21 protein-coding genes are annotated in these 21,282 nt (G+C 69.8%); 13 read left to right on the top strand and 8 right to left on the bottom strand.

Annotated features, from left to right (window positions below; translation table 11 throughout):
- The first annotated feature begins 18 nt into the window (after positions 1–18).
- Both OG975_RS37015 and OG975_RS37010 read left to right on the top strand, forming a co-directional pair.
- Positions 19–759 carry a GntR family transcriptional regulator gene (locus tag OG975_RS37015; RefSeq protein WP_406333793.1) on the top strand — a complete coding sequence of 247 codons (741 nt, stop codon included), beginning with the start codon at positions 19–21 and terminating at the stop codon, positions 757–759.
- A gap of 288 nt (positions 760–1,047) precedes the next feature.
- Complete coding sequence (locus tag OG975_RS37010; RefSeq protein WP_406333791.1) at positions 1,048–1,491, top strand: ATP-binding protein; 444 nt, start codon at positions 1,048–1,050, stop codon at positions 1,489–1,491.
- A gap of 53 nt (positions 1,492–1,544) precedes the next feature.
- Here OG975_RS37010 and OG975_RS37005 read toward each other — a convergent pair whose 3' ends face one another.
- The 4 genes from OG975_RS37005 to OG975_RS36990 all read right to left on the bottom strand — a co-directional run bounded on the left by OG975_RS37005 (position 1,545) and on the right by OG975_RS36990 (position 6,345).
- Positions 1,545–3,137, bottom strand: a complete 1,593-nt coding sequence (locus tag OG975_RS37005; RefSeq protein ID WP_406333790.1) for a glycoside hydrolase family 43 protein — start codon at positions 3,135–3,137, stop codon at positions 1,545–1,547.
- 74 nt (positions 3,138–3,211) lie between these two features.
- Positions 3,212–4,069 (bottom strand): carbohydrate ABC transporter permease, encoded by an 858-nt coding sequence (locus OG975_RS37000; protein WP_406333789.1) that lies wholly within the window; start codon positions 4,067–4,069, stop codon positions 3,212–3,214.
- Between the two features lie 7 nt (positions 4,070–4,076).
- Positions 4,077–5,060: a carbohydrate ABC transporter permease gene (locus OG975_RS36995; RefSeq protein WP_406333787.1), complete on the bottom strand. Its 984-nt coding sequence runs from the start codon at positions 5,058–5,060 to the stop codon at positions 4,077–4,079.
- 4 nt (positions 5,061–5,064) lie between these two features.
- Positions 5,065–6,345, bottom strand: a complete 1,281-nt coding sequence (locus tag OG975_RS36990) for an ABC transporter substrate-binding protein (RefSeq protein WP_406333786.1) — start codon at positions 6,343–6,345, stop codon at positions 5,065–5,067.
- Positions 6,346–6,608: 263 nt separating this feature from the next.
- Here OG975_RS36990 and OG975_RS36985 point away from each other — a divergent pair, with 263 nt between their 5' ends.
- Positions 6,609–7,643 (top strand): LacI family DNA-binding transcriptional regulator, encoded by a 1,035-nt coding sequence (locus OG975_RS36985; protein WP_406333784.1) that lies wholly within the window; start codon positions 6,609–6,611, stop codon positions 7,641–7,643.
- An 88-nt stretch (positions 7,644–7,731) separates the two neighbouring features.
- Here OG975_RS36985 and OG975_RS36980 read toward each other — a convergent pair whose 3' ends face one another.
- Complete coding sequence (locus OG975_RS36980; protein ID WP_406333783.1) at positions 7,732–8,283, bottom strand: hypothetical protein; 552 nt, start codon at positions 8,281–8,283, stop codon at positions 7,732–7,734.
- Between the two features lie 296 nt (positions 8,284–8,579).
- Between OG975_RS36980 and OG975_RS36975 the strand changes: the two genes are divergently transcribed.
- Entirely contained in the window at positions 8,580–8,981 is a 402-nt protein-coding gene (locus tag OG975_RS36975; RefSeq protein ID WP_406333781.1) for a VOC family protein, read from the top strand.
- Here the strand turns inward: OG975_RS36975 and OG975_RS36970 are convergent.
- Both OG975_RS36970 and OG975_RS36965 read right to left on the bottom strand, forming a co-directional pair.
- Positions 8,964–9,656, bottom strand: a complete 693-nt coding sequence (locus tag OG975_RS36970) for a helix-turn-helix domain-containing protein (RefSeq protein WP_406333779.1) — start codon at positions 9,654–9,656, stop codon at positions 8,964–8,966. The genes OG975_RS36975 and OG975_RS36970 overlap by 18 nt on opposite strands.
- A gap of 10 nt (positions 9,657–9,666) precedes the next feature.
- On the bottom strand, positions 9,667–10,602 hold the full coding sequence (locus tag OG975_RS36965; RefSeq protein ID WP_406333778.1) for a cupin domain-containing protein: 936 nt from the start codon (positions 10,600–10,602) through the stop codon (positions 9,667–9,669).
- Between the two features lie 81 nt (positions 10,603–10,683).
- Here OG975_RS36965 and OG975_RS36960 point away from each other — a divergent pair, with 81 nt between their 5' ends.
- Positions 10,684–11,517 carry an NAD(P)H-binding protein gene (locus tag OG975_RS36960; RefSeq protein WP_406333776.1) on the top strand — a complete coding sequence of 278 codons (834 nt, stop codon included), beginning with the start codon at positions 10,684–10,686 and terminating at the stop codon, positions 11,515–11,517.
- Here the strand turns inward: OG975_RS36960 and OG975_RS36955 are convergent, their stop codons facing one another.
- A complete protein-coding gene (locus tag OG975_RS36955; protein WP_406333774.1) occupies positions 11,518–12,690 on the bottom strand; it encodes a YihY/virulence factor BrkB family protein in 1,173 nt (390 codons plus the stop codon).
- A gap of 17 nt (positions 12,691–12,707) precedes the next feature.
- Between OG975_RS36955 and OG975_RS36950 the strand changes: the two genes are divergently transcribed.
- The 8 genes from OG975_RS36950 (at position 12,708) to OG975_RS36915 (ending at position 21,224) form a co-directional block, all read left to right on the top strand.
- Positions 12,708–14,342, top strand: coding sequence for an acyl-CoA dehydrogenase family protein (locus tag OG975_RS36950; protein WP_406333773.1), 1,635 nt, complete (start codon positions 12,708–12,710; stop codon positions 14,340–14,342).
- A 338-nt stretch (positions 14,343–14,680) separates the two neighbouring features.
- The gene (locus OG975_RS36945) at positions 14,681–15,949 is read left to right on the top strand and encodes a GAF domain-containing protein (RefSeq protein ID WP_406336633.1); all 1,269 of its coding nucleotides are present in this window, start codon (positions 14,681–14,683) and stop codon (positions 15,947–15,949) included.
- A 230-nt stretch (positions 15,950–16,179) separates the two neighbouring features.
- The gene (locus OG975_RS36940) at positions 16,180–17,547 is read left to right on the top strand and encodes a hypothetical protein (protein WP_406333771.1); all 1,368 of its coding nucleotides are present in this window, start codon (positions 16,180–16,182) and stop codon (positions 17,545–17,547) included.
- A 146-nt stretch (positions 17,548–17,693) separates the two neighbouring features.
- Entirely contained in the window at positions 17,694–18,266 is a 573-nt protein-coding gene (locus OG975_RS36935) for a GNAT family N-acetyltransferase (protein ID WP_406333769.1), read from the top strand.
- 161 nt (positions 18,267–18,427) lie between these two features.
- The gene (locus OG975_RS36930) at positions 18,428–18,511 is read left to right on the top strand and encodes a putative leader peptide (RefSeq protein ID WP_309486338.1); all 84 of its coding nucleotides are present in this window, start codon (positions 18,428–18,430) and stop codon (positions 18,509–18,511) included.
- A 135-nt stretch (positions 18,512–18,646) separates the two neighbouring features.
- Complete coding sequence (locus tag OG975_RS36925; protein WP_406333767.1) at positions 18,647–20,341, top strand: nitrite/sulfite reductase; 1,695 nt, start codon at positions 18,647–18,649, stop codon at positions 20,339–20,341.
- Positions 20,338–20,517: a hypothetical protein gene (locus OG975_RS36920; RefSeq protein WP_327432637.1), complete on the top strand. Its 180-nt coding sequence runs from the start codon at positions 20,338–20,340 to the stop codon at positions 20,515–20,517. Before OG975_RS36925 ends, OG975_RS36920 begins: the two co-directional genes overlap by 4 nt.
- The gene (locus tag OG975_RS36915; protein ID WP_406333766.1) at positions 20,514–21,224 is read left to right on the top strand and encodes a phosphoadenylyl-sulfate reductase; all 711 of its coding nucleotides are present in this window, start codon (positions 20,514–20,516) and stop codon (positions 21,222–21,224) included. Before OG975_RS36920 ends, OG975_RS36915 begins: the two co-directional genes overlap by 4 nt.
- Positions 21,225–21,282: the final 58 nt, after the last annotated feature.

Raw genomic sequence — 21,282 nt, 5'->3', positions numbered from 1 at the left:
GTTAGGGAAGGGGCTCCGATGCCGCAGATCGAAGAGACCCAGCCCAAGTACCTCCAGATCGCACACCACATCCGCGATCAGATCTTGCGGGGTGACTTGAGGCCTGGCGACGAGGTTCCGTCGGAACGTCAGCTGGCGGCCGACTGGAGCGTTTCACGCCCGACGGCCGCGAGGTCGCTGGAGGCCCTGAGTCATCAAGGCCTGGTGGAGAAGCGCCAGGGATCGGGCACTTACGTGCGCGGTCTTGCGGTGAATCGGCGTGCTCGGGAGCTCTACGGTCGAGCCAAGCAGACCGGCAAGATCTATACGCCGGGCGAGTATGCGGTGATCACCTCCGCGGGTTGGCTGGAGGCCCCCGACTACGTGGCCGAGGCGCTGAGTCTGGCGGCTGGAACCCGAGCCGTTCATCGTCGCCGCGTGACCAAGAACGAGTCCGGCCCCATCGCCATCTCCACTTCTTGGTTCGATGCCGATGTCGGCGAGCGGGCCCCCAAGCTCCTCGATCCTGAACGGATTCAGGAGGGGACGCTCATGCACGTCGAGAGCATGACGGGTCGCCAGGGAAGCTATGCCGAAGACCGGATGTGTGCCCGGCTGGCGAACGACGACGAGGTCGCCGACCTTGAACTTGAGCCCAGAGACGCTGTCTTGATTGTCCACCACGTGGTCTATGACATGCAGGATCGGCCGCTGGAGTTCGCTGAGGCCACCTACCCGCCGGGACGTTGGGCGTTCGAGCAGGGCTACCCGATCAGCTAGAAAGTCGCGCTTCTCTCGTGAGCCGCTTGCGGCTTCGAGTGGCTAATGCCACTATCCAGTAAGTGGCTAAGGCCACTTGGTCGGAAGGGGCACGGGCGTGAGCCAGGAATGCGGGGAGTTACGGCACGTCTCGCGGGAAGCGGTCTGCCGTGGATGCCGGGGACGGGGGCGGAAGCACGTCAGCTCCCGCTTGGCCCTGGCGCTCTCCGCCGCCGATGCTCGCGCCCGTGCTACGTCCAATCGGCGCTGTCTCGACTGTGACGGCACCGGTAGGGAGTAGTGGCGCTCATGGCGGATGCGCGTGAAGAGTCCGAAGCCGCGGTTGCCGGACCATCGCCGATCGGGGGCATGACCCTCTATCCCGTGCCCGAGTCCGTAGCTCGGGCGAGACGATGGTTCCGGAAGTTCACCGCCCCGTACAACCTGGCCTGTTCGATCGATGACTGCGTGCTCATGCTCTCCGAGCTGGTGACGAACGCGATTCTCTACGGAGAGGCCGAAGAACCCTGGCGGGTGCGGGTCGAGTGGTCTCGCCTAGGAGAGGCCCTGCGGGTCGACGTCCATAACCCTGGGTTCCCTGCTGAAGTGCGGCTGCGCAGTCCCAGTGCCAGTGACGCGCAAGGAAGAGGGCTCTGTCTGGTCGACGCGCTGGCGGATTCCTGGGCCGCCGGCCCCAGCCGCTTCGGTGGAACCGTTGTGTGGTTCCAGATCGATGAAGCATGGAAGCCGTGAAGCGGCGCACGCGACGCCCGCGCCGACAGCGTCGTCCGATCCAGCGCCCGAACCTATTCACCCAGCTCCCGCACCTCGAACCAGTCAAAGTCCGCCACCACACGAGTCCCGCCCAGATCCTGCACGCACACCCCCACGAACGCCCCGGTGAACCGCAACCGCCCCCCGTAGTCGTCCGAGAGCTTGCTCGCGTCCAGGGCCGGGCCCAGGTCGTACCAGACGGCTCCGTCGGGTGAGGCGGAGAAGTGAAGTTCCGCGCCGTCGAAGCGGGCTCGCAGGTGGACCAATGGCCAGTCGTCCACGGCCAGTTCGGTGTCGGGGAGTTCCCGGTACGTGCCGTCGTCAGTGAGGACCACGCCCAGTACGCGGCCCCTGCCCTCGACGTGGGTGAGGCGTAGGTAGTAGTGCGTGGAGGTGTCGTACCAGCAGACCAGGCCCGCGAGTTGGGAGAAGTGCGAGGGGCGGAAGTCGACGACGGTGGTCACCTCGCAGTGGACCGAGGTGAGCGGGCGTGCTATCAGGCTCTGGTCGAAGTGTGAGTGGAGGCTTTGGCGGCCGCGGAGCCGGAGGTAGCTCGGGCGCTCGGTGAGGGTCAGCCAGTCCGGGGAGGCAGGTCCTCTCAAGGTGCTCCAACTCCCCTCCAAGGTGGGTGTGTTGAAGTCGTCGCGGACATCGGCCACCGTTTCCCGCCCCGACTCCACCCCCACAGGCGCCGCAACCTCCACCCTCGGCCTGCGCCCCCCGTCCGCCAACCGCAGCCACCCCTCCCCCGTCCACGTCACCCGCTGAAGGCACGTCTCGCGGCCCAGGATGCAGCGCGGACCCTCCGCCGTCCGCACCGGGCGTGAGGCCAGGTGGGCGAGGTACCACTCGCCCTCCGGGGTCTGGACGAGTTCCCCGTGGCCCGCTTTCTGCAGGGGCCAGTCGGGGGTGTCCCGGGTCGTCAACAGGGAGCCGTCCGGGTCGAGTTCGTACGGGCCCGTCAGGTCGCGCGAGCGGGTCATGAGGATGCCGTGGTTCCAGCCGGTGCCGCCCTCGGCGAGCATCAGGTAGTACCAGCCGTCGTGGCGGTAGACGTTGGGGCCCTCGATCAGCTCCTTGTGGGTGAGGATCTTGCGGGGCTCCCCGATCAGGGCCTGCTTCTGGGCGTCGTACTCCTGGAGCAGGATCCCGGCGAACGAGGGGTGCCCCTCGCGCGGGTCCCACTGGATGTTGAGCAGCCAGCTGCGGCCGTCCTCGTCGTGGAAGAAGGACGGGTCGAAGCCGGAGGAGTTCAGGAACACCGGCTCCGACCATGGGCCGTCGATCGCGGGCGCGGTGATCAGGTAGTTGTCGACGTCCTTGTAGGGGTGCCCGATGGTCCGCACGATGCTGTACACCAGCCAGAAACGGCCGTCGTGATACGAGAGCGACGGCGCCCATACCCCCGCCGAGTCGGCGACTCCACGGAGGTCCAGTAGGTCCGGCCGGTCCAGGATGTGACCGGCCGGCTCCCAGTGGACGAGGTCGGTCGAGCGGTGCACGGGAACGCCCGGGAACCATTCGAAGGTGGATGTGGCGAGGAAGTAGTCCGTTCCGACGCGCAGGATGCTCGGGTCCGGGTGGAACCCGGGCAGCACGGGGTTGCGGATATGGCCCGCGGTCATGCAGGTCCCTTCAGCAGAGGGTTCGGGGTACGCAGGTTGGTGCTTGGTGATGGGTGATTGGTGATTGGTGCGGGTCAGCCCTTCACCGCGCCCTGCATCACGCCCGCCACGATCTGCCGGGACAGCAGCAGGAACACGAGCAGCAGCGGCAGTACGCCGATCGCGGCGCCGGAGAGGATCAGGGTGTAGTCGAGGGCGTAGCCGCTCGCGAGTGAGGACAGGGCCGTCTGGACCGTCGGGGTGATGGAGGGGTCCAGGACGATCAGCGGCCACATGAAGTCGTTCCAGGTGGCCATGAAGGTGAACATGGCGAGCACGGCGGCCTGCGGGCGGATCGCGGGCAGCGCCACATGCCAGAAGATGCCGAGGGTGGAGCAGCCGTCGACGCGGGCGGCCTCGACCAGTTCGTACGGGACGGACTCCTCGCTGGCTTGTCGCATCCAGAAGACGGCGAAGGCGTTGACGAGCGCCGGGACGATGACGGCCTTGAGGGTGGCGATCCAGCCGAGCTTTCCCATCAGCATGTAGAGCGGGATCATGCCGAGCTGGGTCGGGAGCATCGCGGTGACGACCACCGCGAGGAACAGCGCGTTGCGGCCGCGGAACGGCAGCTTGGCGAAGGCGAACCCGGCGAGGGACGACAGCAGGACGCAGCAGACCGTCACCGTGGTCGAGACGATCAGGGAGTTCCGCAGCGCGAGCCAGAAGTCGACCGTGTCGTAGACGCGTTGGATGTTGTGGACCAGGTTGCCGCCGGGTGTGAGGGTCAGCGCCGAGTCGCCGATCACCGAGTTGTCGCGGGTGGGCAGCACGAAGGAGTAGTAGAGGGGGAAGAGGGAGGCGGCCAGGACGGCGACGAGGACGCCGTACACGAGGAAACCGGGCCGTCCGGTGGCCTGCTGGGTCTTCCGGCTGGGCAGGGCAAGGGTCATGACGGCATCAGTCCTTCGATGCGATGCGCCGCGACAGCGCGTAGTTGATGCCGGAGAGAACGGCGATGAGCAGGAACATCACCCAGGCGAGGGTGGCCGCGTAACCCGCGTTGAACTCGCGGAAGCCCTTCTCGTAGAGGTACATCATCAGCGTCTGGAACTGCCGGTCGCTGCCGCCCGTGCCCTCCGTGCCCTGGGTGTCGAAGAGTTGGGGCTCGGTGAAGGTCTGCATGGCGCCGATCGTCGACATGACGACGGAGAAGATGATGGTGGGGCGGATGGACGGCACGGTGATCGACCAGAAGATGCGCCGGTTGGAGGCGCCGTCGAGCATCGCGGCCTCATGGAGTTCGCGCGGGACGCCCTGCATCGCGGCGAGGAAGATCAGCGCGTAGTAGCCCGCCCAGCGCCAGATGATGATGGTGGAGACGGCGGGGATGGCGGTCCAGCGGCTGGCCTGCCAGTCGATCCGGTCGATGCCTACCAGGCTCAGTACGTCGTTGATGATGCCGGTGTGGAAGCCGTACAGCTGCGCGAAGACGAGGCTGACGGCGACCACGGACACGATGTGCGGCAGCACGACCCCGGCCCGCCACACCGCGCTGCCGCTGAGCCTGCGGTTGAGGATGCCGGCGAGCCAGAGCGCGAGGAGCAGCTGGACTCCGGTGCCGAACACCAGCAGGAGCGTGGTGTTGAGGAGCGCGTTCCAGAAGTACGAGTCCTGGAACAGGAGTTGGTAGTTGTGCAGGCCCGTCCAGCCCTGGTCGCCCTCGATGATCGCCCATTTGTGGAAGGAGATCCAGCCGGTGTAGAGGAGCGGATAGGCGGCGAAGACGCCGAAGATCACGAAGAACGGGGCGATGAAGACGTACGGGGTGTACCGCAGGTCGAAGCGGGTGAGGCGGGTGCGCCAGCCGCCTCGGCGGTGGTGCCGTCCCGGCACGGGGGCCATGGGTGCCCCCGTGCCGGGACGGGTCTCGGTGACCGTCATCGGGTCATTCCCCCGCGACCTTCTTGGCGTCGGAGACGGCCTGGTTCCAGGCGGCCTCCGGCTTCTGCTTGCCCTGTTCGACGCGGAGCAGGCCGTTCATGAAGGCGGTGGCGACGTCGCTGTCCTTGGTGCCCCGGTAGAGGGGCTGCATGGTGTCGACGGCCTCGGCGAAGATCTTGCCGGTGGGGGCGTTGGAGAAGTAGGCGTCCTTCTTCGCCTGCACCTGGGGGTCGTTGTAGACCGACGGGTGGCTGGAGAGGTAGCCCTTGGAGAGGAAGAGCTGCTTCTGCACCTTGGAGGAGGTCAGCCAACGGGCCAGCGCCACGGCCTCCTTGGGGTGCTTGGTCTGCTTGGGCACCAGGAGGTAGGAGCCGCCCCAGTTGCCGCCCTGCGGGGCCGCGGCCACCGACCACTTGCCGGCGTTGGCGGCGCCGGACGCCTCCTTGGTGCGGTCGAGCTTCCAGGCGGGGCAGACAGCGGTTGCCGCCTTGCCCGTCTTCAGGGCGTTCGCCATTTCCGGGGTGAAGGGCGGATATCCGCCGCTGACTTTCTTCACGGACATGTTCGCGGCGGTCAGGAAGTCGGTCTTGAGGGCGGAGTTCTTGTCGGCGATGAATGAGTCGTCGGACTCGGCGAAGAAGGTTTCCTTGAGCTGATTGCCCATGCCGACCCAGACGTCACCCGTATTGGCGGTGAAGGAGGCGTTCTTGACCTTGGCGCTGAACTTCTCGCCCGTCTCGGTGAACTTGTCCCAGGTGGGCCAGAGCGCCGCGACCTTCTCGGGGTCGGTCGGCAGTCCCGCCTGCTTGAACAGGTCGGTGCGGTAGCAGATGCCGAGCCCGCCGAGGTCGGTGCGCATGCCCAGCACGTACTTGCCGCCGTCGACCGTGCCATAGTCGTACGCCCATTGCACCCACGGGTCGGAGGTGTTGTCGACGCCGTAGTCGGCGAGGTTGAGGAAGCGCTGGTGGCTGGGCTTGAACTTGCCGATGATGTCGTCGCCGAGGCCGACCACGTCGGAGGCGCCGCGGTTCGCCGCGAGCTGGGTGACGAGCTTCTTCGGCAGGTCGTCGATCAGGACTTCCTTGATCTTGATGCCGGGGTGGCTCTTCTCGTACTCCTTGTAGAGGTCCCGGTAGCCGTAGTCGACGTGGGTCGTGACGGTGAGCGTGATGGTTCCGCCGTCGGCGCTGTCGGAGGAGCCCCCGCCGCAGCCGGACGCCATGAGGGCGATGACCGCGGCGCCGACCGCCACCCGTATCCCTTGGCTGGCTTGGTACTTCATGCCCTCACCCCTCTGTTTCCGCGTTCGACAATGCGGCTCGCGTGTGTCTGGCAATGCGGCTCGCTTGTTCGGCATTTCGAAAGTTTCGGCGCGACAAAATTCTTTGAATCCCTGCTTCTTCACGCCGTGTTGAGGCGGGCTTAATGTAGGAAGCGCTTGCTAGGCGGTCAATGTTTCGGTCGCGTGAGCAGCGCTATTCGAAACTTTCGATGGCCCTCGGGGCCACAGGGATGGCCCTCGGGCGGGCCGGAGGGGCGGACTCCATGGTCCGTACGGGAAGCGTGACCGGGCCGACGCTGGCGGTCGTCGCGCGCGAGGCCGGGGTGTCCGTGCCGACGGCGTCGAAGGTGGTCAACGGCCGCGAGGACGTGGCGCCGGAGACCCGCCGCAGGGTCACCGAGGCGCTCGACCGGCTCGGCTACGTCCGCAGACCCCGCTTCGAGGCGTCAAAGGCGCCCGGCCTGGTCGACCTGGTGGTGCACTCCCTGGAGAGCTCCTGGTCCGGCGCGGTGCTGCACGGCGTGGAGGGCGCCGCACATGACGCGGGCCTGGAAGTGGTGGTGTCGGCGGGGCTCACCCGTACCAGGGGCGGGCGTCCCGAGCGTGGCTGGCTGGACAAACTCACCACCCGGGGATCGTCAGGGGTGTTGTTCAACCTGGCCGAGCTGACCGCGTCGCAGTACGCCTGGCTCGACCAGCACCGCATCCCGTTCGTGATGATCGACCCGGTCCTCGAACCGCCGCCGGGCGTAGTGTCGGTGGGCGCGGCGAACTGGCAGGGCGGACTGCTCGCGACGGAGCATCTGCTCTCCCTCGGCCATGAGCGCATCGCCGCCATCGGCGGCTACCGCCGCAAGATATGCAGCAGCGACCGGATCGCCGGCTACCGCTCGGCCCTCGCGTCGGCCGGGATCCGGCACCGCCCCGAATTCATCCGCTACGGCAGCTTCAACGAGACCGGCGCGCACCGCCGCATCCTGGAACTCCTCGACCTCCCCGAGCCGCCCACCGCGGTCTTCGTCTGCTCCGACAAGATGGCGCTCGGCGTCTACCAGGCCCTGGCAGAGCGGAAGTTGAGCGTCCCGGACGACATCAGCGTGGTCGGCTTCGACGACCTCCCCGAGTCCCGCTGGGCCACCCCGGCGCTCACCACCGTGCGCCAGCCGCTCTCCGAGATGGCGGCGACGGCTCTGCGCCTGCTCGTCCGCATGATGGCGGGCGACCAGCCGGAGGGCACGCGCACGGAGCTGTCGACCCGCCTGGTGGAGAGGTCGAGCACGGGCCCGGCGCCCGGATAGACAGTGGCGCGGGCGGGGCGGGGCGGGCAGCGGAAGAGTCGCCGCAGGGCGATTCCCGGCTCCAGCCCCAGACTCAGCTCGACGGCCGTCAGCGCTGCCAGAGGAACGCGGCCTCGCCACAGGGACGGCAGCCGAAGACATAACCGCGGCCCCCGCCGCCGAAGTTCGCCTTGGTGGCGAAGTCGCACCCCTCCTCCAGCTCGGCCACGAACGCCATGCGGCCGGCGCAGCGGGGGCAGTCGGGGGTCTCCTCGCCCTGGAGCCAGTCGGGCTCGCCGCCGAGCCGTCCGAGGACCGGCTCCTCCGCAGGCGTGTCAGCGGGATGACGGCGCAGTGCGGTGACGGCGCCCAGCAGCGTCTCGCCCTCGGCGGGGACGGCGGCCCGGGCGAGCTCGCCGGTGAAGAGGTAGGCCCGGTTGGCACCGCCGGTGGCATTCCAGTCGTCGCACATGCCCGGGTCGTTCTGGCAGAAGAACACCGCGACCACGCCGATGTCGAGGGGCAGATGAGCGAGGAACTGCATGACCCCGCCGCACTCGCGGTACCTCGGCCAGGCGAATCCCCGCGGAGCGAGCGGGACTCCGCCGGTCCGTGGCGCGGGCGCGTCGGGGGCGACCGCCCCGTCGTAGATCAGCAGCATGGCCACAGACTAAGGCCGGCCCCAGGAGGTCAGCTTCTGACCGGCAAGACCCACCGGGCACTCCCCTCGTACGAGGATTCGCCGGCGGCGGCGTGCACCCCGACGAACCCGACGAACCCGCCGCCTCCCTCCGCATACGCCCGGCGGGGTGAGCTCCAGCGAGGCGATGAGACCGAAATTTTCGAATGCCCAGGGAAAGACCGGCCCGGCCCGGCCGATGATCGTGCAGACCGTGTCCGCGGACCGTGTCCGATTCGTTCAAGACCCCGCTCCCCCGCCCTGACTACCGTGCCCTCATGACTCCACGATTCGATGTGATCGGCCTCGTCGTCTCCGACATGGCCGCCTCCCTCGCCTTCTACCGTCGCCTCGGAATCGAGTTCCCCGACGGCTCCGAGGACCAGCCGCACGTCGAGGCGGAGCTGCCCGGCGGGCTGCGGCTGGCGCTCGACACGGAGGAGACGATCCGTTCGTTCCACAGCGGCTGGCAGCCCCCGGCCGGCGGCGGACGGATCGCGCTCGCCTTCCTCTGCGACAGCCCCGCGGAGGTCGACTCCGTGTACGAGGAACTGGTCGGTGCCGGTCATCACGGCGAGCTCAAGCCGTGGGACGCCTTCTGGGGCCAGCGGTACGCCGTCGTGCACGACCCGGACGGCAACGGCGTCGACCTGTTCGCGCGGCTACCCGAGACGCAGTAGCTCCCCCGCGGGCATCCCTGCCAACTCCCGTACGTCCCGCGCCAAATGGGCCTGGTCCGCGAACCCGGCGCGAGCCGCGGTCTCCGCGAGGGGCACCCCGCCCCGCGCGAGCGAGAGGGCCCGCTGCAGCCGCAACACCCGGGCCAGCATCTTCGGCCCGTAGCCGAACGCGGCCAGCGAGCGGCGGTGCAACTGCCGTGCACTCAGGCCGAGTTCATCAGCGACCGCGGCGACCGGCCGGCCGTGGTCCAGCGCCGCGACCAGACCCCGCAGGAGCGGATCCGGGGGGTCCGTGTCCACCGCACGCTCCAGAGCCACCTCTTCGAGGGCGCTCACGGGGTCGGCGGCCCCGTCGACCTTCCCGGTGAGGCGCCGGACCTCCTCAGCGGGCCACAGGTCGGCCAACTCCACCCGCCGGTCGCGGAGTTCGTGCGCGGGAACTCCCAGCAACGCGGGCGCGGTACCGGGGTAGAACCGGATGCCCGCCCAGCCACCGGGCACGCCATCGGGAACGTACGCCCGCGTGTCGGGACCGGCGACCAGCAGCCGTCCCTCGGTCCACAGCAGGTCCATGCAACCGTCGGGCAGCACGGGCCGTACGGCCGCGCCGCTCCCCGGCAGGACGCGGCTCCACACCACGGCGCCCGCCAGCCGGGACGCGCGTTCCACGTACACGTACGCCAGGCTACGCCGCCCGCGTCCGATGCTCCTGCGGGCTGACGCCGTACACCCGCTTGAACGCGCTGGACAGCGCGAACGCGCTGCCGTAGCCGACGTGGCGGGCGATCGAGTCGAGGGTGTCGTCCGTTTCGACCAGGCGGTCGGCGGCCAGGGCCAGCCGCCAGCCGGTCAGATACGTCATCGGGGGCTCGCCCACGAGTTCGCTGAAGCGCCGGGCCAGCGCGGCCCGCGAGACCCCGGCCTTGGCGGCGAGGGTCGCCACCGTCCAGGGGTGGGCCGGGTCGTCCTGCAGAAGCCGCAGCACCCGGCCGACGACCGGGTCCGCGAGAGCCTGGTACCAGGCGGGCGCCTCGGCCTCGGGGCGCGAGAACCAGGCCCGCAGCGCGGCGATCATCAGCAGGTCGAGCAGCCGGTCGAGGACGACCTCCTGCCCGGGCTCGTCGCGCACCATCTCCTCGGCGAGGATCGGCGTCAGCGGGCACTCCCACACGTCGGAGGTGAGGGAGAGAAGGGGCGGCAGGGCGTCGAGCAGCCGTCCGCTGATCTCGCCCTGCATCATGTACGTCCCGATCAGCAGCACCGTGGAGCCGTCGAGCCGGTCGCCCCAGCTGCGTACGCCGAGGTCCCACTGGCCCTTCAGAGAGCGCCCGTCGGGGTAGGTGCACTCGCCGCCCGGCAGGATCACCGCCTGCGGCGCGGTCCCCGGGTCGTCGGCGCAGAGGTACGGGTCCGGGCCGCGCGCGATGGCAAGGTCGCCCGCCTTCAGCCTCATCCGCTCGCCCCCGTCCGGTACGACCCAGGCGTCGCCGCGGACCACCAGCATGATCGTCAGGGGAGCGCGGTCCTCGACGCGTACACACCACGGCGGGTCGAAGCACGCACGGATCATGAAGGCTCCACGCGCGCGTGGACCCTCCAAAAGGCCTGCCAGGGCGTCCATGGCGTCAGAGTAGACGCGTACGCATGGGAATGAGCCGTTCAGCGATGGTTCCTTGCACCGGGCGGCAGTTGACTGACAGGCATGGCAGAGAACACGAAGAACATGACGGTGTTGGTGACAGGCGCCTCGGGGCGCACCGGGCGCCGGGTCGCGGAGGCTGCGCGGGCGGCCGGGCTGACGGTGCGGGCCGCGTCGCGCGCCCAGGGTTTCGACTGGGAGAACCCCACGACATGGGCGGACGCCCTGCGGGGCTGCGACGCGGCGTATCTCGTGTACCCCTCGGACGTCGGCTCCCCACAGGCCGCCTGGGCGGTCGGCGGTATCGGGCGGCGGGCGGTCGATCTCGGCGTACGGCGGCTGGTGCTGCTGTCGTCGCGGGGCGAGGAGCGGGCCCGGCCGACCGAGGAGGCGCTCAGGGCGTCGGGCGCGGACTGGACGATCGTACGGGCCTCGTGGTTCTCGCAGAACTTCAGCGAAGGCCCGCTGGTGGAGGGACTGCGCCACGGGGAGCTGGTCTTCCCCGCGGGTGAGGTGCGCGAGCCGTTCATCGACGTACGGGACATCGCGGACGTCGTGGTGGCCGCGCTGACGTCGGGCGACCGGTACGTCGGTCAGGAGCTCGCGATCTCGGGGCCCCGGCTGCTGACCTTCCGCGAGGCGGTCGCGGAGATCGCGAAGGCGACGGGCGGCGAGCTGACGTACACCCCGGTGACGGCGCGCCAGTACGGCGACAACCTGGCCGGGTTCGGGGTGCCGCCGGAGGAGGTCGAGTTCCTCGTCGACCTGTTCGAGAGCCTCCTCGACGGCCGCAACTCCTACCTCTCGGACGGCGTCCAGCAGATCCTGGGCCGCCCGCCGCGCGACTTCACTGACTTCGCCCGGGAGGCCGCGGCGGCCGGCACATGGAAGGCCTGATCACTGCCCCGGTGGCGGTGCGTCCCCGTTCCGGTGCGGATGGTGATGCGTGCTCTTCGCGTGCGTGCGCAGCCGGGAGGTGACGTCCTCCGGGGGCAGGAAGCGCGACCAGCGTTCCGGGAACTCGGAGGGCATGTCGGAGTCGTCGAGGTCGTCGGGATCGGCGTCGTACGAGCGGTGCGCGGCGGCGCGGGCGACGTACTCGGCGGCCTGGGCCTCGCGCAGGCGTTCGTTGGCGGCGCGGGCCGCGGCGGTGGCGGCGGCCGGCCAGATCCGGTCGATGGCGGCGTTGACGGCGGCGCCGACCAGTACCGCGAAGGCGGACACGCCGATCCACAGCAGAACGGCGACGGGCGCGGCGAGGGAGCCGTAGATCGTGGGGCCCTCGACCGTGTTGGTCAGGTAGATGCGGAGCAGGAAGCTGCCGAGCACCCACATCCCGAGGGCCACCAGGGCGCCCGGCACGTCCTCGACCCACGGGGAGCGCACCGGCACGGAGACGTGGTAGAGCGTCGTGAGGAAGACGACCGACAGGACGATGACGACGGGCCAGTACAGGACCTGTACGAGCGTCGCCGACCACGGCACGACGTTCACCACGGCGTCCGGGCCCGCCACCATCAGGGGCAGCGCGATCGAACCGATCAGCAGTGCCACGATGAACAGCAGGAACGACATCATCCGGGTCTTCACGATCCCGCGGGCGCCGTCGAGGCCGTACATCACGGTGATGGTGTCGATGAAGACGTTCACCGCGCGGGAGCCCGACCACAGGGCGAACAGAAAGCCGAGGGAGATGATGTCGGGCCGGCCGCCCTTCATCACGTCGTGGAGGATCGGTTCGGCGATCTGGTGCACGCCCTTGTCGGACAGGACCGTGCGCGAGGCCTCCAGGATGTTGGTCTCCAGGCTGGCGATCGTGTCGGCGCCGGTCCAGGCGTCCACGTATCCGAGCAGTCCGATCATGCTCAGCAGCAGCGGCGGCACGGACAGGAGCGTGAAGAAGGCGGCCTCGGCCGCCAGCCCCAGGATCCGGTACTCCATGCACGAGTTGACGGTGTCCTTGAGCAGCAGCCAGGCGGTCCTGCGCTTCGATACGTTCCTGTACAGCGCGCGAGCGCGGTGGAAGCGGCCCGAGGGAGGCCGTTCAGGTGTTTCTTTTGCCTGGTGCACGTCCTTACCGTATCCGTATGGCAGCCAGCACCCACACCGTGACCAACCAGGCTCCACCCCTGGTCGGATATGACGTATTCGCCGCCGACCGGGCCCTCGTGGAGGCGGTCGGCCGACATCTCGATCCGGAGATCCTTGAGGAGGCGCGAGACGATCTGTCGGCGCTCGGGCGCAGCGCCGGTTCCGCTCAGGTACAGGAGTGGGGGGTGCTGGCCAATGAGAACCCGCCCAAGCTGCGCACCCACGACCGCTACGGCAACCGGATCGACGAGGTCGAGTTCCATCCGGCCTGGCACCGGCTCCTCGGGAAGGGCGTGTCCGCGGGGCTGACCGCGGCCTGGAACCGTCCGGGCGGCCATGTACGGCGCGCGGCCTCCTTCGTGGTCTGGACGCAGGCCGAGGCGGGCCACGGCTGCCCCCTGTCGATGACCCACGCGGCGGTGCCCGCGCTGCGCACCGACCCGGCGCTCGCCGCCGAGTGGGAGCCGCGGCTGACGTCCACGGTCTACGACCAGGGGCTGCGGCCCGCCTCCCAGAAGGCCGGCGTGCTCTTCGGGATGGGGATGACGGAGAAGCAGGGCGGCAGCGACGTACGCGCCAACACGACCGAGGCGCGGCCGCTCGCCGAGGACGGGACGTACGAGCTGACGGGCCACAAGTGGTTCTGTTCGGCGCCCATGTCGGACGGTTTCCTGGTCCTCGCGCAGGCGCCGGGCGGGCTCACCTGCTTCCTCGTCCCGCGTGTTCTGGAGGACGATTCGCAGAACACGTTCCGCATCCAGCGGCTCAAGGACAAGCTCGGCAACAAGTCGAACGCGTCGAGCGAGGTCGAGTTCGACGGGACCTGGGCGCGCCGGGTCGGGGACGAGGGGCGCGGGGTGCGCACCATCATCGAGATGGTCGCGGCGACCCGGCTGGACTGTGTGCTCGGCTCGGCCTCGCTGATGCGGCAGGCGGTCGCGCAGGCGATCCACCACTGCACCTACCGTGAGGCGTTCGGCGGCCGGCTCGTCGACAAGCCGCTGATGCGGAACGTACTCGCCGATCTGGCGCTGGAGTCCGAGGCCGCGACGACGCTCGCGCTGCGGCTGGCCGCCGCCTACGACGACGGGAGCGAGCAGGAGCGGGCGTTCCTGCGGCTCGCGGTGCCGGCCGCCAAGTACTGGGTGACCAAGCGGTGCACGCCGGTGGCCGTGGAGGCGCTGGAGTGCCTGGGCGGCAACGGATACGTGGAGGAGTCGGGCATGCCCCGGCTGCTGCGCGAGTCGCCGCTCAACTCCATCTGGGAGGGCGCGGGCAACGTCCAGGCGCTGGACGTGCTGCGCGCGCTGCAACGGGAGCCGGGGGCCCTCGACGCCTATCTGCGGGAGGTGGGCCAGGCACGCGGCGCCGACCACCGCCTCGACGGGGCCATCAAGAACCTGCTGGCCGAACTCGCCGACCTGGACGGCGTCGAGGGCCGCGCCCGCCGTCTCGTCGAGCGGATCGCGACGGTGCTCCAGGGGTCGCTGCTCGTCCGGTACGCGCCCCCGGAGGTCGCCGACGCGTTCTGTGCCTCACGGCTGGGCGGGGACTGGGGTTCGGCCTTCGGGACGCTGCCGCACAGTCTGGATCTGGCCACGGTGGTGGAGCGGGCGCGGCCGGTTTCCTGAACCGCGGGCGGCCGGATTCCGTTGCTCTTCGCAGGTGAGCGCGCGGGAACGGGGGTGGTGCTGCGCCGACACGGCACCACCCCCGCATCTTGTGGCCCCGTTCGAGGAGCACGGACGCCGCGCGAGGTGACGTCGTTGTCAGTTTCAAGGAACCTTGTGACCGTTGGCGAGAGTTGCAGACCGTTGCATTCCTTTGCGCACCTTGTGCGAACTGCCCGCGTACCGCGCCGGGAGCAGGCACGATGTGGGATGACGGCGGCGTCACTGCTCATGCGCGGTACTGGTTTCGGGAGTGCCCTGTGAAGACCACATCGTTCAACCCCGCCCGTTTCGCTCCGCTGGACGCGTCCGAAACGGTCCGGCACCTCCAGGAAACCTGGGCCGCGACGCTCAGAGGCGAACGCTCCCCGATCGCACCGCGACCGGTCATCGGCCAGTCATGGCAACGAGTGAAACGTTTCGGTGTCGATCCCGAACAAGGCACGGACAGTGTGCTGTTGCAGACGGACGAACTCGAACATCGCCGGACATCCACCGCGCTCGCCGAGGTGATGCCGATCCTCAGCGGCGGGCTGGGATCGGTCGCCGACGCGTCCCTGCAGATCATGGTGGTCACCGACCCCGAGGGCCGGGTGTTGTGGCGCGAGGGCAACGCGGGGGTGCTGCGCCGGGCCGACACCATCTGCCTGGAGGAAGGCGCCGCGTGGAGCGAGGACACGACGGGCACCAACGCGATCGGCACCGCGCTGTCGGCGGGCGCGGCCGTCCAGGTGCACTCGGCCGAGCACTTCGTGCGCACGCTGCACGACTGGACCTGTGCCGCCGCGCCGGTGCACGACCCCCGGGACGGGCGGCTGCTCGGCATCATCGACGTGAGCGGGCCGGACAGCACGTTTCATCCGGCCACGCTCGCCCTGGTCGACTCGGTGTCCCGGCTGGCCGAAAGTGAACTGCGCAGCAGGCATCTGACGGCCATCGAGCGGCTGCGCGCGGTGGCCGCGCCCCTCCTGTGCCGGCTGGGCGGCAAGGCGCTGGTGGTCGACACGAACGGCTGGCTGGCGGCCGTCACGGGGATGCCGCCCGTGGACCGGGTCCCCCTCCCCAACTCCTTCGGCGCGGGCCGGGTCTGGCTGCCCTCGCTCGGGATGTGCGTCGCGGAGCCGATGCCCGGCGGATGGCTGCTGCGGGTCACGGAGACCGACACCTCCGGCTCCGCGAGCCGTGTGGTGCTGGACCTCAGCGAGCCCCGGCGGCCGTGCGCCACCGTCGCGGGAGCGGCGGGCAGTTGGGCGCAGGACCTGACCCCCCGCCACGCGGAGCTGCTGTACGTGCTCGCCGTGCACCGCCAGGGACGCAGCGCGGCCCAGCTCGCCGTCGACCTGTTCGGCGACCCCACCCGCACGGTGACGGTCCGCGCCGAACTGTCCCGGGTACGGCGACGCTTCACGGGCCTGCTCGACCACCGGCCGTACCGCTTCCGCGAGGAGGTGGAGGTGGAGGTCCTGCTGCCGGACGATCCGCTGGACCTGCTGCCGCACTCGACGGCGCCGGCGGTGCTGGGGGCGCGGGCGGGCGGGGCGCCGTGGCAGGGACAGGGGTTGTCGTGAGGGTCTGTCGTGAGGGTCCGTCGTGAGGGTGTTTCGTGGGTGACTCCCGGTCGACGAGTGCCGTCGCGTGTGGATGACGAATGTCGTGGCGTGCGTATTTCGTGAGTGTCTTCCGGGGTCTTCGACCAGGCCCGTGGGCATCTGCCGTAGCATCCCCTCTCAGGCCACCCCACCCGTCTCTCCGTCAACCCCCGGAGTGTGAGAGGCAGTTGGCCTTCTCAGGAGGACGCATGAAGCAGCGTGGCAGGCACCGTCGTCGTAGAAGGGGACAGGCGCTGCGCGCCACCCTGGCCGGAACCGCCCTCGCGCTCACCGCGGCCGCCACCCTGATCAGCGCCTCCCAGGCCACGGGAAGCGGCACTCCGGGCGGGCTGACGCCGCTCACGTCGGCCGCCGCGACCGGTGAGCTGCGTCTGCACGAGAACCTGGTCGCCCGGGACACCCTCGACACGCTCACCGAGGACATGGGCGGGAACGTCGGTGTCGACGGCGTCCTTCAGAGCGCCGACCGCTCCATGCGCGACAAGGCCGGCTGCGCCGCCGGCGAGCGGGGAGCGCTGCCCGTCGAGCCCACGGCCACGCGCGCGTACTGCTGGGACAGCGGCGACGCCAGGACCCTCCAGTGGCAGCCACGGTCCGTGACCACCTCCGGTGACGCCGACGACGACGGCCAGTGGGGCGGGCACCGGGTGATCCTGGCCGGCTGGACGCACATCGACCAGCAGGCCGCCGCGCCGACCCGGGACGAGGGCCTGGCCCGGATCGCCTTCGTCGACGCGACCGACCCGGACGCCCTCACGTACCGCTGGGTCCTGCTCGTCGCCCCGCGCGACGGCGGCAAGGACTTCACGGCGGTCCGCTCGGGCCTCGGCGGCATGGTCTGGTACCAGGACAAGCTGATCGTCACCGCCGCGCACGGCGCGGGCCTGCTCGTCTTCGACATGCACCGCATCCTGAAGGCCGACGTGAACAGCGGCGCCGTCGGCAGGGTGAGCGACGGCTACTCGGCGGACGGCTACCAGTACGTGCTCCCGGCCGTCGGCTCCTACGACGTGACCGGCGGCGCGTGTACGGCGGGCAGCGACAAGGCGGTCCCGTGCTTCGGCTCCCTCTCCCTCGACCGTACGACGGCGCCGGACAGCCTGGTCGCGACCGAGCAGTCCACCTCCGGCGGCGCGGCGCGGTCCCGTGTCTGGCGGTACTCGTACAGCACCGCCGCCTACCGCACGGGCCTGCTCGCCGACTCCCAGGGGTATGTCGACGCGGTCGAGGCCTACGAGACCAAGGCGGCAGGAGTGTCCGGCGTCCTGTCGCACACACCGAGCGGCACGCGCGAGGCGCGGTGGTACGTGGGCCACGCAACGGACAGCCCCACCCAGCACAGCACCCTCTGGCGGCAGACCGACAGCGGCGCGAAGGCCGCCACCTGCACGGCGGACCGGTCGCACGCGTGCTGGGGCCTGGGCACCGCGTCCCTCTCCTACTGGCAGGAGACGGGTGAGCTGTGGACGCTGACCGGGGCCTCCGACGGCACCTCGGTGCGGGAGCGGGTGCTGTACGCCGTTCCGCTGTCCTCGGTCGACAGGTCGATGGAGTAGACGGCTCGCTTGAGCAGACCGCTGGCTGGAGCGGACGGCTCGCTGAGGTGGGCGTCCACTCGGGCCCGGGATCGCGCCCGGGTTCCCGAAAGCGGTTCCGGGGTCACTTTTGGAGGCCGGCGTGCCCCCATGGTTCCCTGGCTCGCATGAGCAACGCCACTGTGACCACCTGGTCCCTGGAGCAGACGGCCCCGACCGACCTGCTCCCCGCGAGCGCGCCCGACGGCGACGTCCGGATCGTACGGTCCGAGGTGCCCTCGCCCGAGTTCAGCCGCTTCCTCTACGCGTCGGTCGGCGGGGACATCCGCTGGATCGACCGGCTCGGCTGGACGTACGCGCAGTGGCAGGAGGCCCTGGAACGGCCGGGCGCGGAGACCTGGGTCGCGTACGACAAGGGAACGCCCGCGGGCTATGTCGAGCTGGAGCCGCAGGACGACGGGGTCGTGGAGGTCGTGTACTTCGGGCTGATCCCCGCCTTCCGGGGGCGCCGGATCGGCGGGCATCTCCTCTCCTACGGGGTCGCGCGGGCCTGGGACCTGGCCGGGCGCTGGCCGGGGCGGGCCGAGACCAAGCGGGTCTGGCTGCATACATGCAGCCTGGACGGGGAGCACGCGATGGACAACTATCTGCGGCGGGGCTTCAAGCTCTTCGACACGAAGGCGGAGGAGCAGCCGGAGGTGGCCGCACCGGGACCCTGGCCGGGAGCCCGGGCGGTCTGACCTGCTGGTGACCTGTCCGTGACCGGCTTCCGGCGCGTTTGGGCAGCGCCGGCGGCCCGGACATGTGACCGACGCCACCCTTGTCTCACGATGCGGGACCAGGGTGTCCACATGGTGGATGAAGGTGGACTGGCCCGAGATCCCCGTGACACGCTTCCGTCATGTCTGGAACTGGAATTGCCTTGGTGAGTCGGCGGCACGTCGACCTCGGCCGCATGTCCAGCGCCATCTGTCCGGCGAGCTGACCAGTCCAGCAACGCCCGACTCTCCCCTCTTTGCGACCCTTGCGCAGTGACGCGCCCATACTTCCGTATGCGCCCGTATGCGCAGGTCAGAGCCGCTGACAGATCTGTCCCGCAGTCTCGAAGGACGTAGCAACCATGGCCGCCACCCCGCAGAATCCCGCCGCCGCGCCCCGCCGCAAGGTGAGCCGTCACCGCGGCGAGGGTCAGTGGGCCGTGGGTCACTTCACCCCGCTCAACGGCAACGAACAGTTCAAGAAGGACGACGACGGTCTCAACGTGCGGACACGCATTGAGACGATCTACTCCAAGCGGGGCTTCGACTCGATCGACCCCAACGACCTGCGCGGCCGGATGCGCTGGTGGGGCCTGTACACCCAGCGCAAGCCCGGGATCGACGGTGGCAAGACCGCGATCCTGGAGCCGGAGGAGCTGGACGACAAGTACTTCATGCTGCGCGTCCGCATCGACGGCGGCCGGCTGACCACCGAGCAGCTGCGCGTCATCGGCGAGATCTCGCAGGAGTTCGCGCGCGGCACCGCCGACCTCACCGACCGGCAGAACGTGCAGTACCACTGGATCCGCATCGAGGACGTCCCGGAGATCTGGGACCGCCTGGAGGCCGTGGGCCTGTCCACGACCGAGGCCTGCGGTGACACGCCCCGCGTCATCCTCGGCTCGCCCGTCGCCGGGATCGCCGAGGACGAGATCATCGACGGCACGCCGGCGATCGACGAGATCCACCGCCGGATCGTCGGCAACAAGGACTTCTCGAACCTGCCCCGCAAGTTCAAGTCGGCGGTCTCCGGCTCGCCGCTGCTGGATGTGGCGCACGAGATCAACGACATCGCCTTCGTCGGCGTGAACCACCCGGAGCACGGCCCCGGCTTCGACGTCTGGGTCGGCGGCGGCCTCTCCACCAACCCGAAGATCGGCCAGCGCCTCGGCGCCTGGGTCCCGCTCGACGAGGTCCCGGACGTCTACGAGGGCGTCATCTCGATCTTCCGTGACTACGGCTACCGGCGGCTGCGCACCCGCGCCCGTCTGAAGTTCCTGCTCGCCGACTGGGGCGTCGAGAAGTTCCGCCGGGTCCTGGAGGACGAGTACCTCAAGCGGAAGCTGGTTGACGGCCCCGCGCCCGACCAGCCGGTCGCCCGCTGGCGCGACCACGTCGGTGTGCACCGGCAGAAGGACGGCCGTTTCTACGTCGGTTTCGCGCCGCGCGTCGGCCGCGTGGACGGCACGACCCTCACGAAGATCGCCGAGCTGGCCGCGGGACACGGCTCCGGCCGCCTGCGCACCACCGCCGAGCAGAAGATGATCGTGCTCGATGTCGAGCAGGACCAGGTCGACTCGCTGGTGGAGGGCCTCGAAGCCCTCGACCTGACCGTCAAGCCCTCCCCGTTCCGGCGCGGCACGATGGCCTGCACCGGCATCGAGTACTGCAAGCTCGCGATCGTCGAGACCAAGGCGCGCGGTGCTTCCCTGATCGACGAACTCGAGCGCCGCATCCCCGAGTTCGAAGAGCCGATCACCATCAACATCAACGGCTGCCCGAACGCCTGCGCCCGTATCCAGGTCGCGGACATCGGTCTCAAGGGCCAGCTGGTCCTGGACGACAACGGCAACCAGGTCGAGGGCTTCCAGGTGCACCTGGGCGGCGCGCTCGGTCTGGAGGCCGGGTTCGGCCGCAAGGTCCGTGGCCTGAAGGTCACTTCGGAGGAGCTGCCCGACTACGTCGAGCGGGTCCTCAAGCGCTTCCAGGCGGAGCGCGAGGAAGGCGAGCGCTTCGCCAAGTGGGCCACCCGAGCCTCCGAGGAGTCCCTCTCATGAGCGAGCGAGCGGCCCCCTTCCACTGCCCCTACTGCGGTGACGAAGACCTTCGTCCGAGCGAGCAGGGCCACGGCGCGTGGGAATGCGCAGCGTGCAATCGAGCCTTCCAGTTGAAGTTCCTCGGGCTGCTGGCCCGGGGGCTTCGCCAGGATGATCGTGGAGGGGCAGAGATATGACGACGATTCAGGAAGAGCGTACGGGCGAGGACTTGAAGAGCCTCGCCGAGCAGGCGGGGCGCGACCTGGAGGACGCCTCCGCCCTGGAGATCCTCCGGTGGGCCGTCGACACCTTCGGCACGAAGTTCTGCGTGACCTCCTCCATGGAGGACGCGGTCGTCGCCCACCTCGCCTCCCGCGCCAAGCCCGGTGTGGACGTCGTCTTCCTCGACACCGGCTACCACTTCCCGGAGACCATCGGCACCCGGGACGCGGTCGAGGCCGTGATGGACGTCAACGTCATCACGCTCACCCCGCGCCAGACGGTGGCCGAGCAGGACGCCGAGTACGGCCCCAAGCTGCATGACCGCAACCCCGACCTGTGCTGCGCGCTGCGCAAGGTCAAGCCCCTGGAAGAGGGCCTGACCAAGTACGACGCGTGGGCGACCGGGCTGCGCCGCGACGAGTCCCCGACCCGGGCGAACACACCGGTCGTCGGCTGGGACGAGAAGCGGCAGAAGGTCAAGATCTCGCCGATCGCCCGCTGGACGCAGGACGACGTGGACGCCTATGTCGCGGAGCACGGGGTTCTCACCAACCCGCTGCTGATGGACGGCTACGCGTCCGTCGGCTGCGCGCCCTGCACCCGCCGTGTGCTGGAGGGCGAGGACGCACGCGCCGGCCGCTGGGCGGGACGCGCCAAGACCGAGTGCGGGCTGCACGAATGACGACCACGGACACGACCCCGCACACGACCGCGCACGCCGCGGACCCCACGATTTCTCA

The sequence above is a fragment of the Streptomyces sp. NBC_00203 genome (assembly GCF_045206325.1).
Classification (GTDB): Bacteria; Actinomycetota; Actinomycetes; order Streptomycetales; family Streptomycetaceae; genus Streptomyces; species Streptomyces lutosisoli.
Note: the sequence above shows the minus strand (reverse complement) of the source record. Positions and strands in the feature narration are given on the sequence as shown.

Bases quoted from the DNA above. Each gene is read 5' to 3' on its own strand.
- OG975_RS37015 (WP_406333793.1), top strand. From the start codon at position 19: ATGCCGCAGATCGAAGAGACCCAGCCCAAGTACCTCCAGATCGCACAC.
- OG975_RS37010 (WP_406333791.1), top strand. From the start codon at position 1,048: ATGGCGGATGCGCGTGAAGAGTCCGAAGCCGCGGTTGCCGGACCATCG.
- OG975_RS37005 (WP_406333790.1), bottom strand. From the start codon at position 3,137: ATGACCGCGGGCCATATCCGCAACCCCGTGCTGCCCGGGTTCCACCCG.
- OG975_RS37000 (WP_406333789.1), bottom strand. From the start codon at position 4,069: ATGACCCTTGCCCTGCCCAGCCGGAAGACCCAGCAGGCCACCGGACGG.
- OG975_RS36995 (WP_406333787.1), bottom strand. From the start codon at position 5,060: ATGACGGTCACCGAGACCCGTCCCGGCACGGGGGCACCCATGGCCCCC.
- OG975_RS36990 (WP_406333786.1), bottom strand. From the start codon at position 6,345: ATGAAGTACCAAGCCAGCCAAGGGATACGGGTGGCGGTCGGCGCCGCG.
- OG975_RS36985 (WP_406333784.1), top strand. From the start codon at position 6,609: ATGGTCCGTACGGGAAGCGTGACCGGGCCGACGCTGGCGGTCGTCGCG.
- OG975_RS36980 (WP_406333783.1), bottom strand. From the start codon at position 8,283: ATGCTGCTGATCTACGACGGGGCGGTCGCCCCCGACGCGCCCGCGCCA.
- OG975_RS36975 (WP_406333781.1), top strand. From the start codon at position 8,580: ATGACTCCACGATTCGATGTGATCGGCCTCGTCGTCTCCGACATGGCC.
- OG975_RS36965 (WP_406333778.1), bottom strand. From the start codon at position 10,602: ATGGACGCCCTGGCAGGCCTTTTGGAGGGTCCACGCGCGCGTGGAGCC.
- OG975_RS36960 (WP_406333776.1), top strand. From the start codon at position 10,684: ATGGCAGAGAACACGAAGAACATGACGGTGTTGGTGACAGGCGCCTCG.
- OG975_RS36950 (WP_406333773.1), top strand. From the start codon at position 12,708: ATGGCAGCCAGCACCCACACCGTGACCAACCAGGCTCCACCCCTGGTC.
- OG975_RS36940 (WP_406333771.1), top strand. From the start codon at position 16,180: ATGAAGCAGCGTGGCAGGCACCGTCGTCGTAGAAGGGGACAGGCGCTG.
- OG975_RS36935 (WP_406333769.1), top strand. From the start codon at position 17,694: ATGAGCAACGCCACTGTGACCACCTGGTCCCTGGAGCAGACGGCCCCG.
- OG975_RS36930 (WP_309486338.1), top strand. From the start codon at position 18,428: ATGTCTGGAACTGGAATTGCCTTGGTGAGTCGGCGGCACGTCGACCTC.
- OG975_RS36925 (WP_406333767.1), top strand. From the start codon at position 18,647: ATGGCCGCCACCCCGCAGAATCCCGCCGCCGCGCCCCGCCGCAAGGTG.
- OG975_RS36920 (WP_327432637.1), top strand. From the start codon at position 20,338: ATGAGCGAGCGAGCGGCCCCCTTCCACTGCCCCTACTGCGGTGACGAA.
- OG975_RS36915 (WP_406333766.1), top strand. From the start codon at position 20,514: ATGACGACGATTCAGGAAGAGCGTACGGGCGAGGACTTGAAGAGCCTC.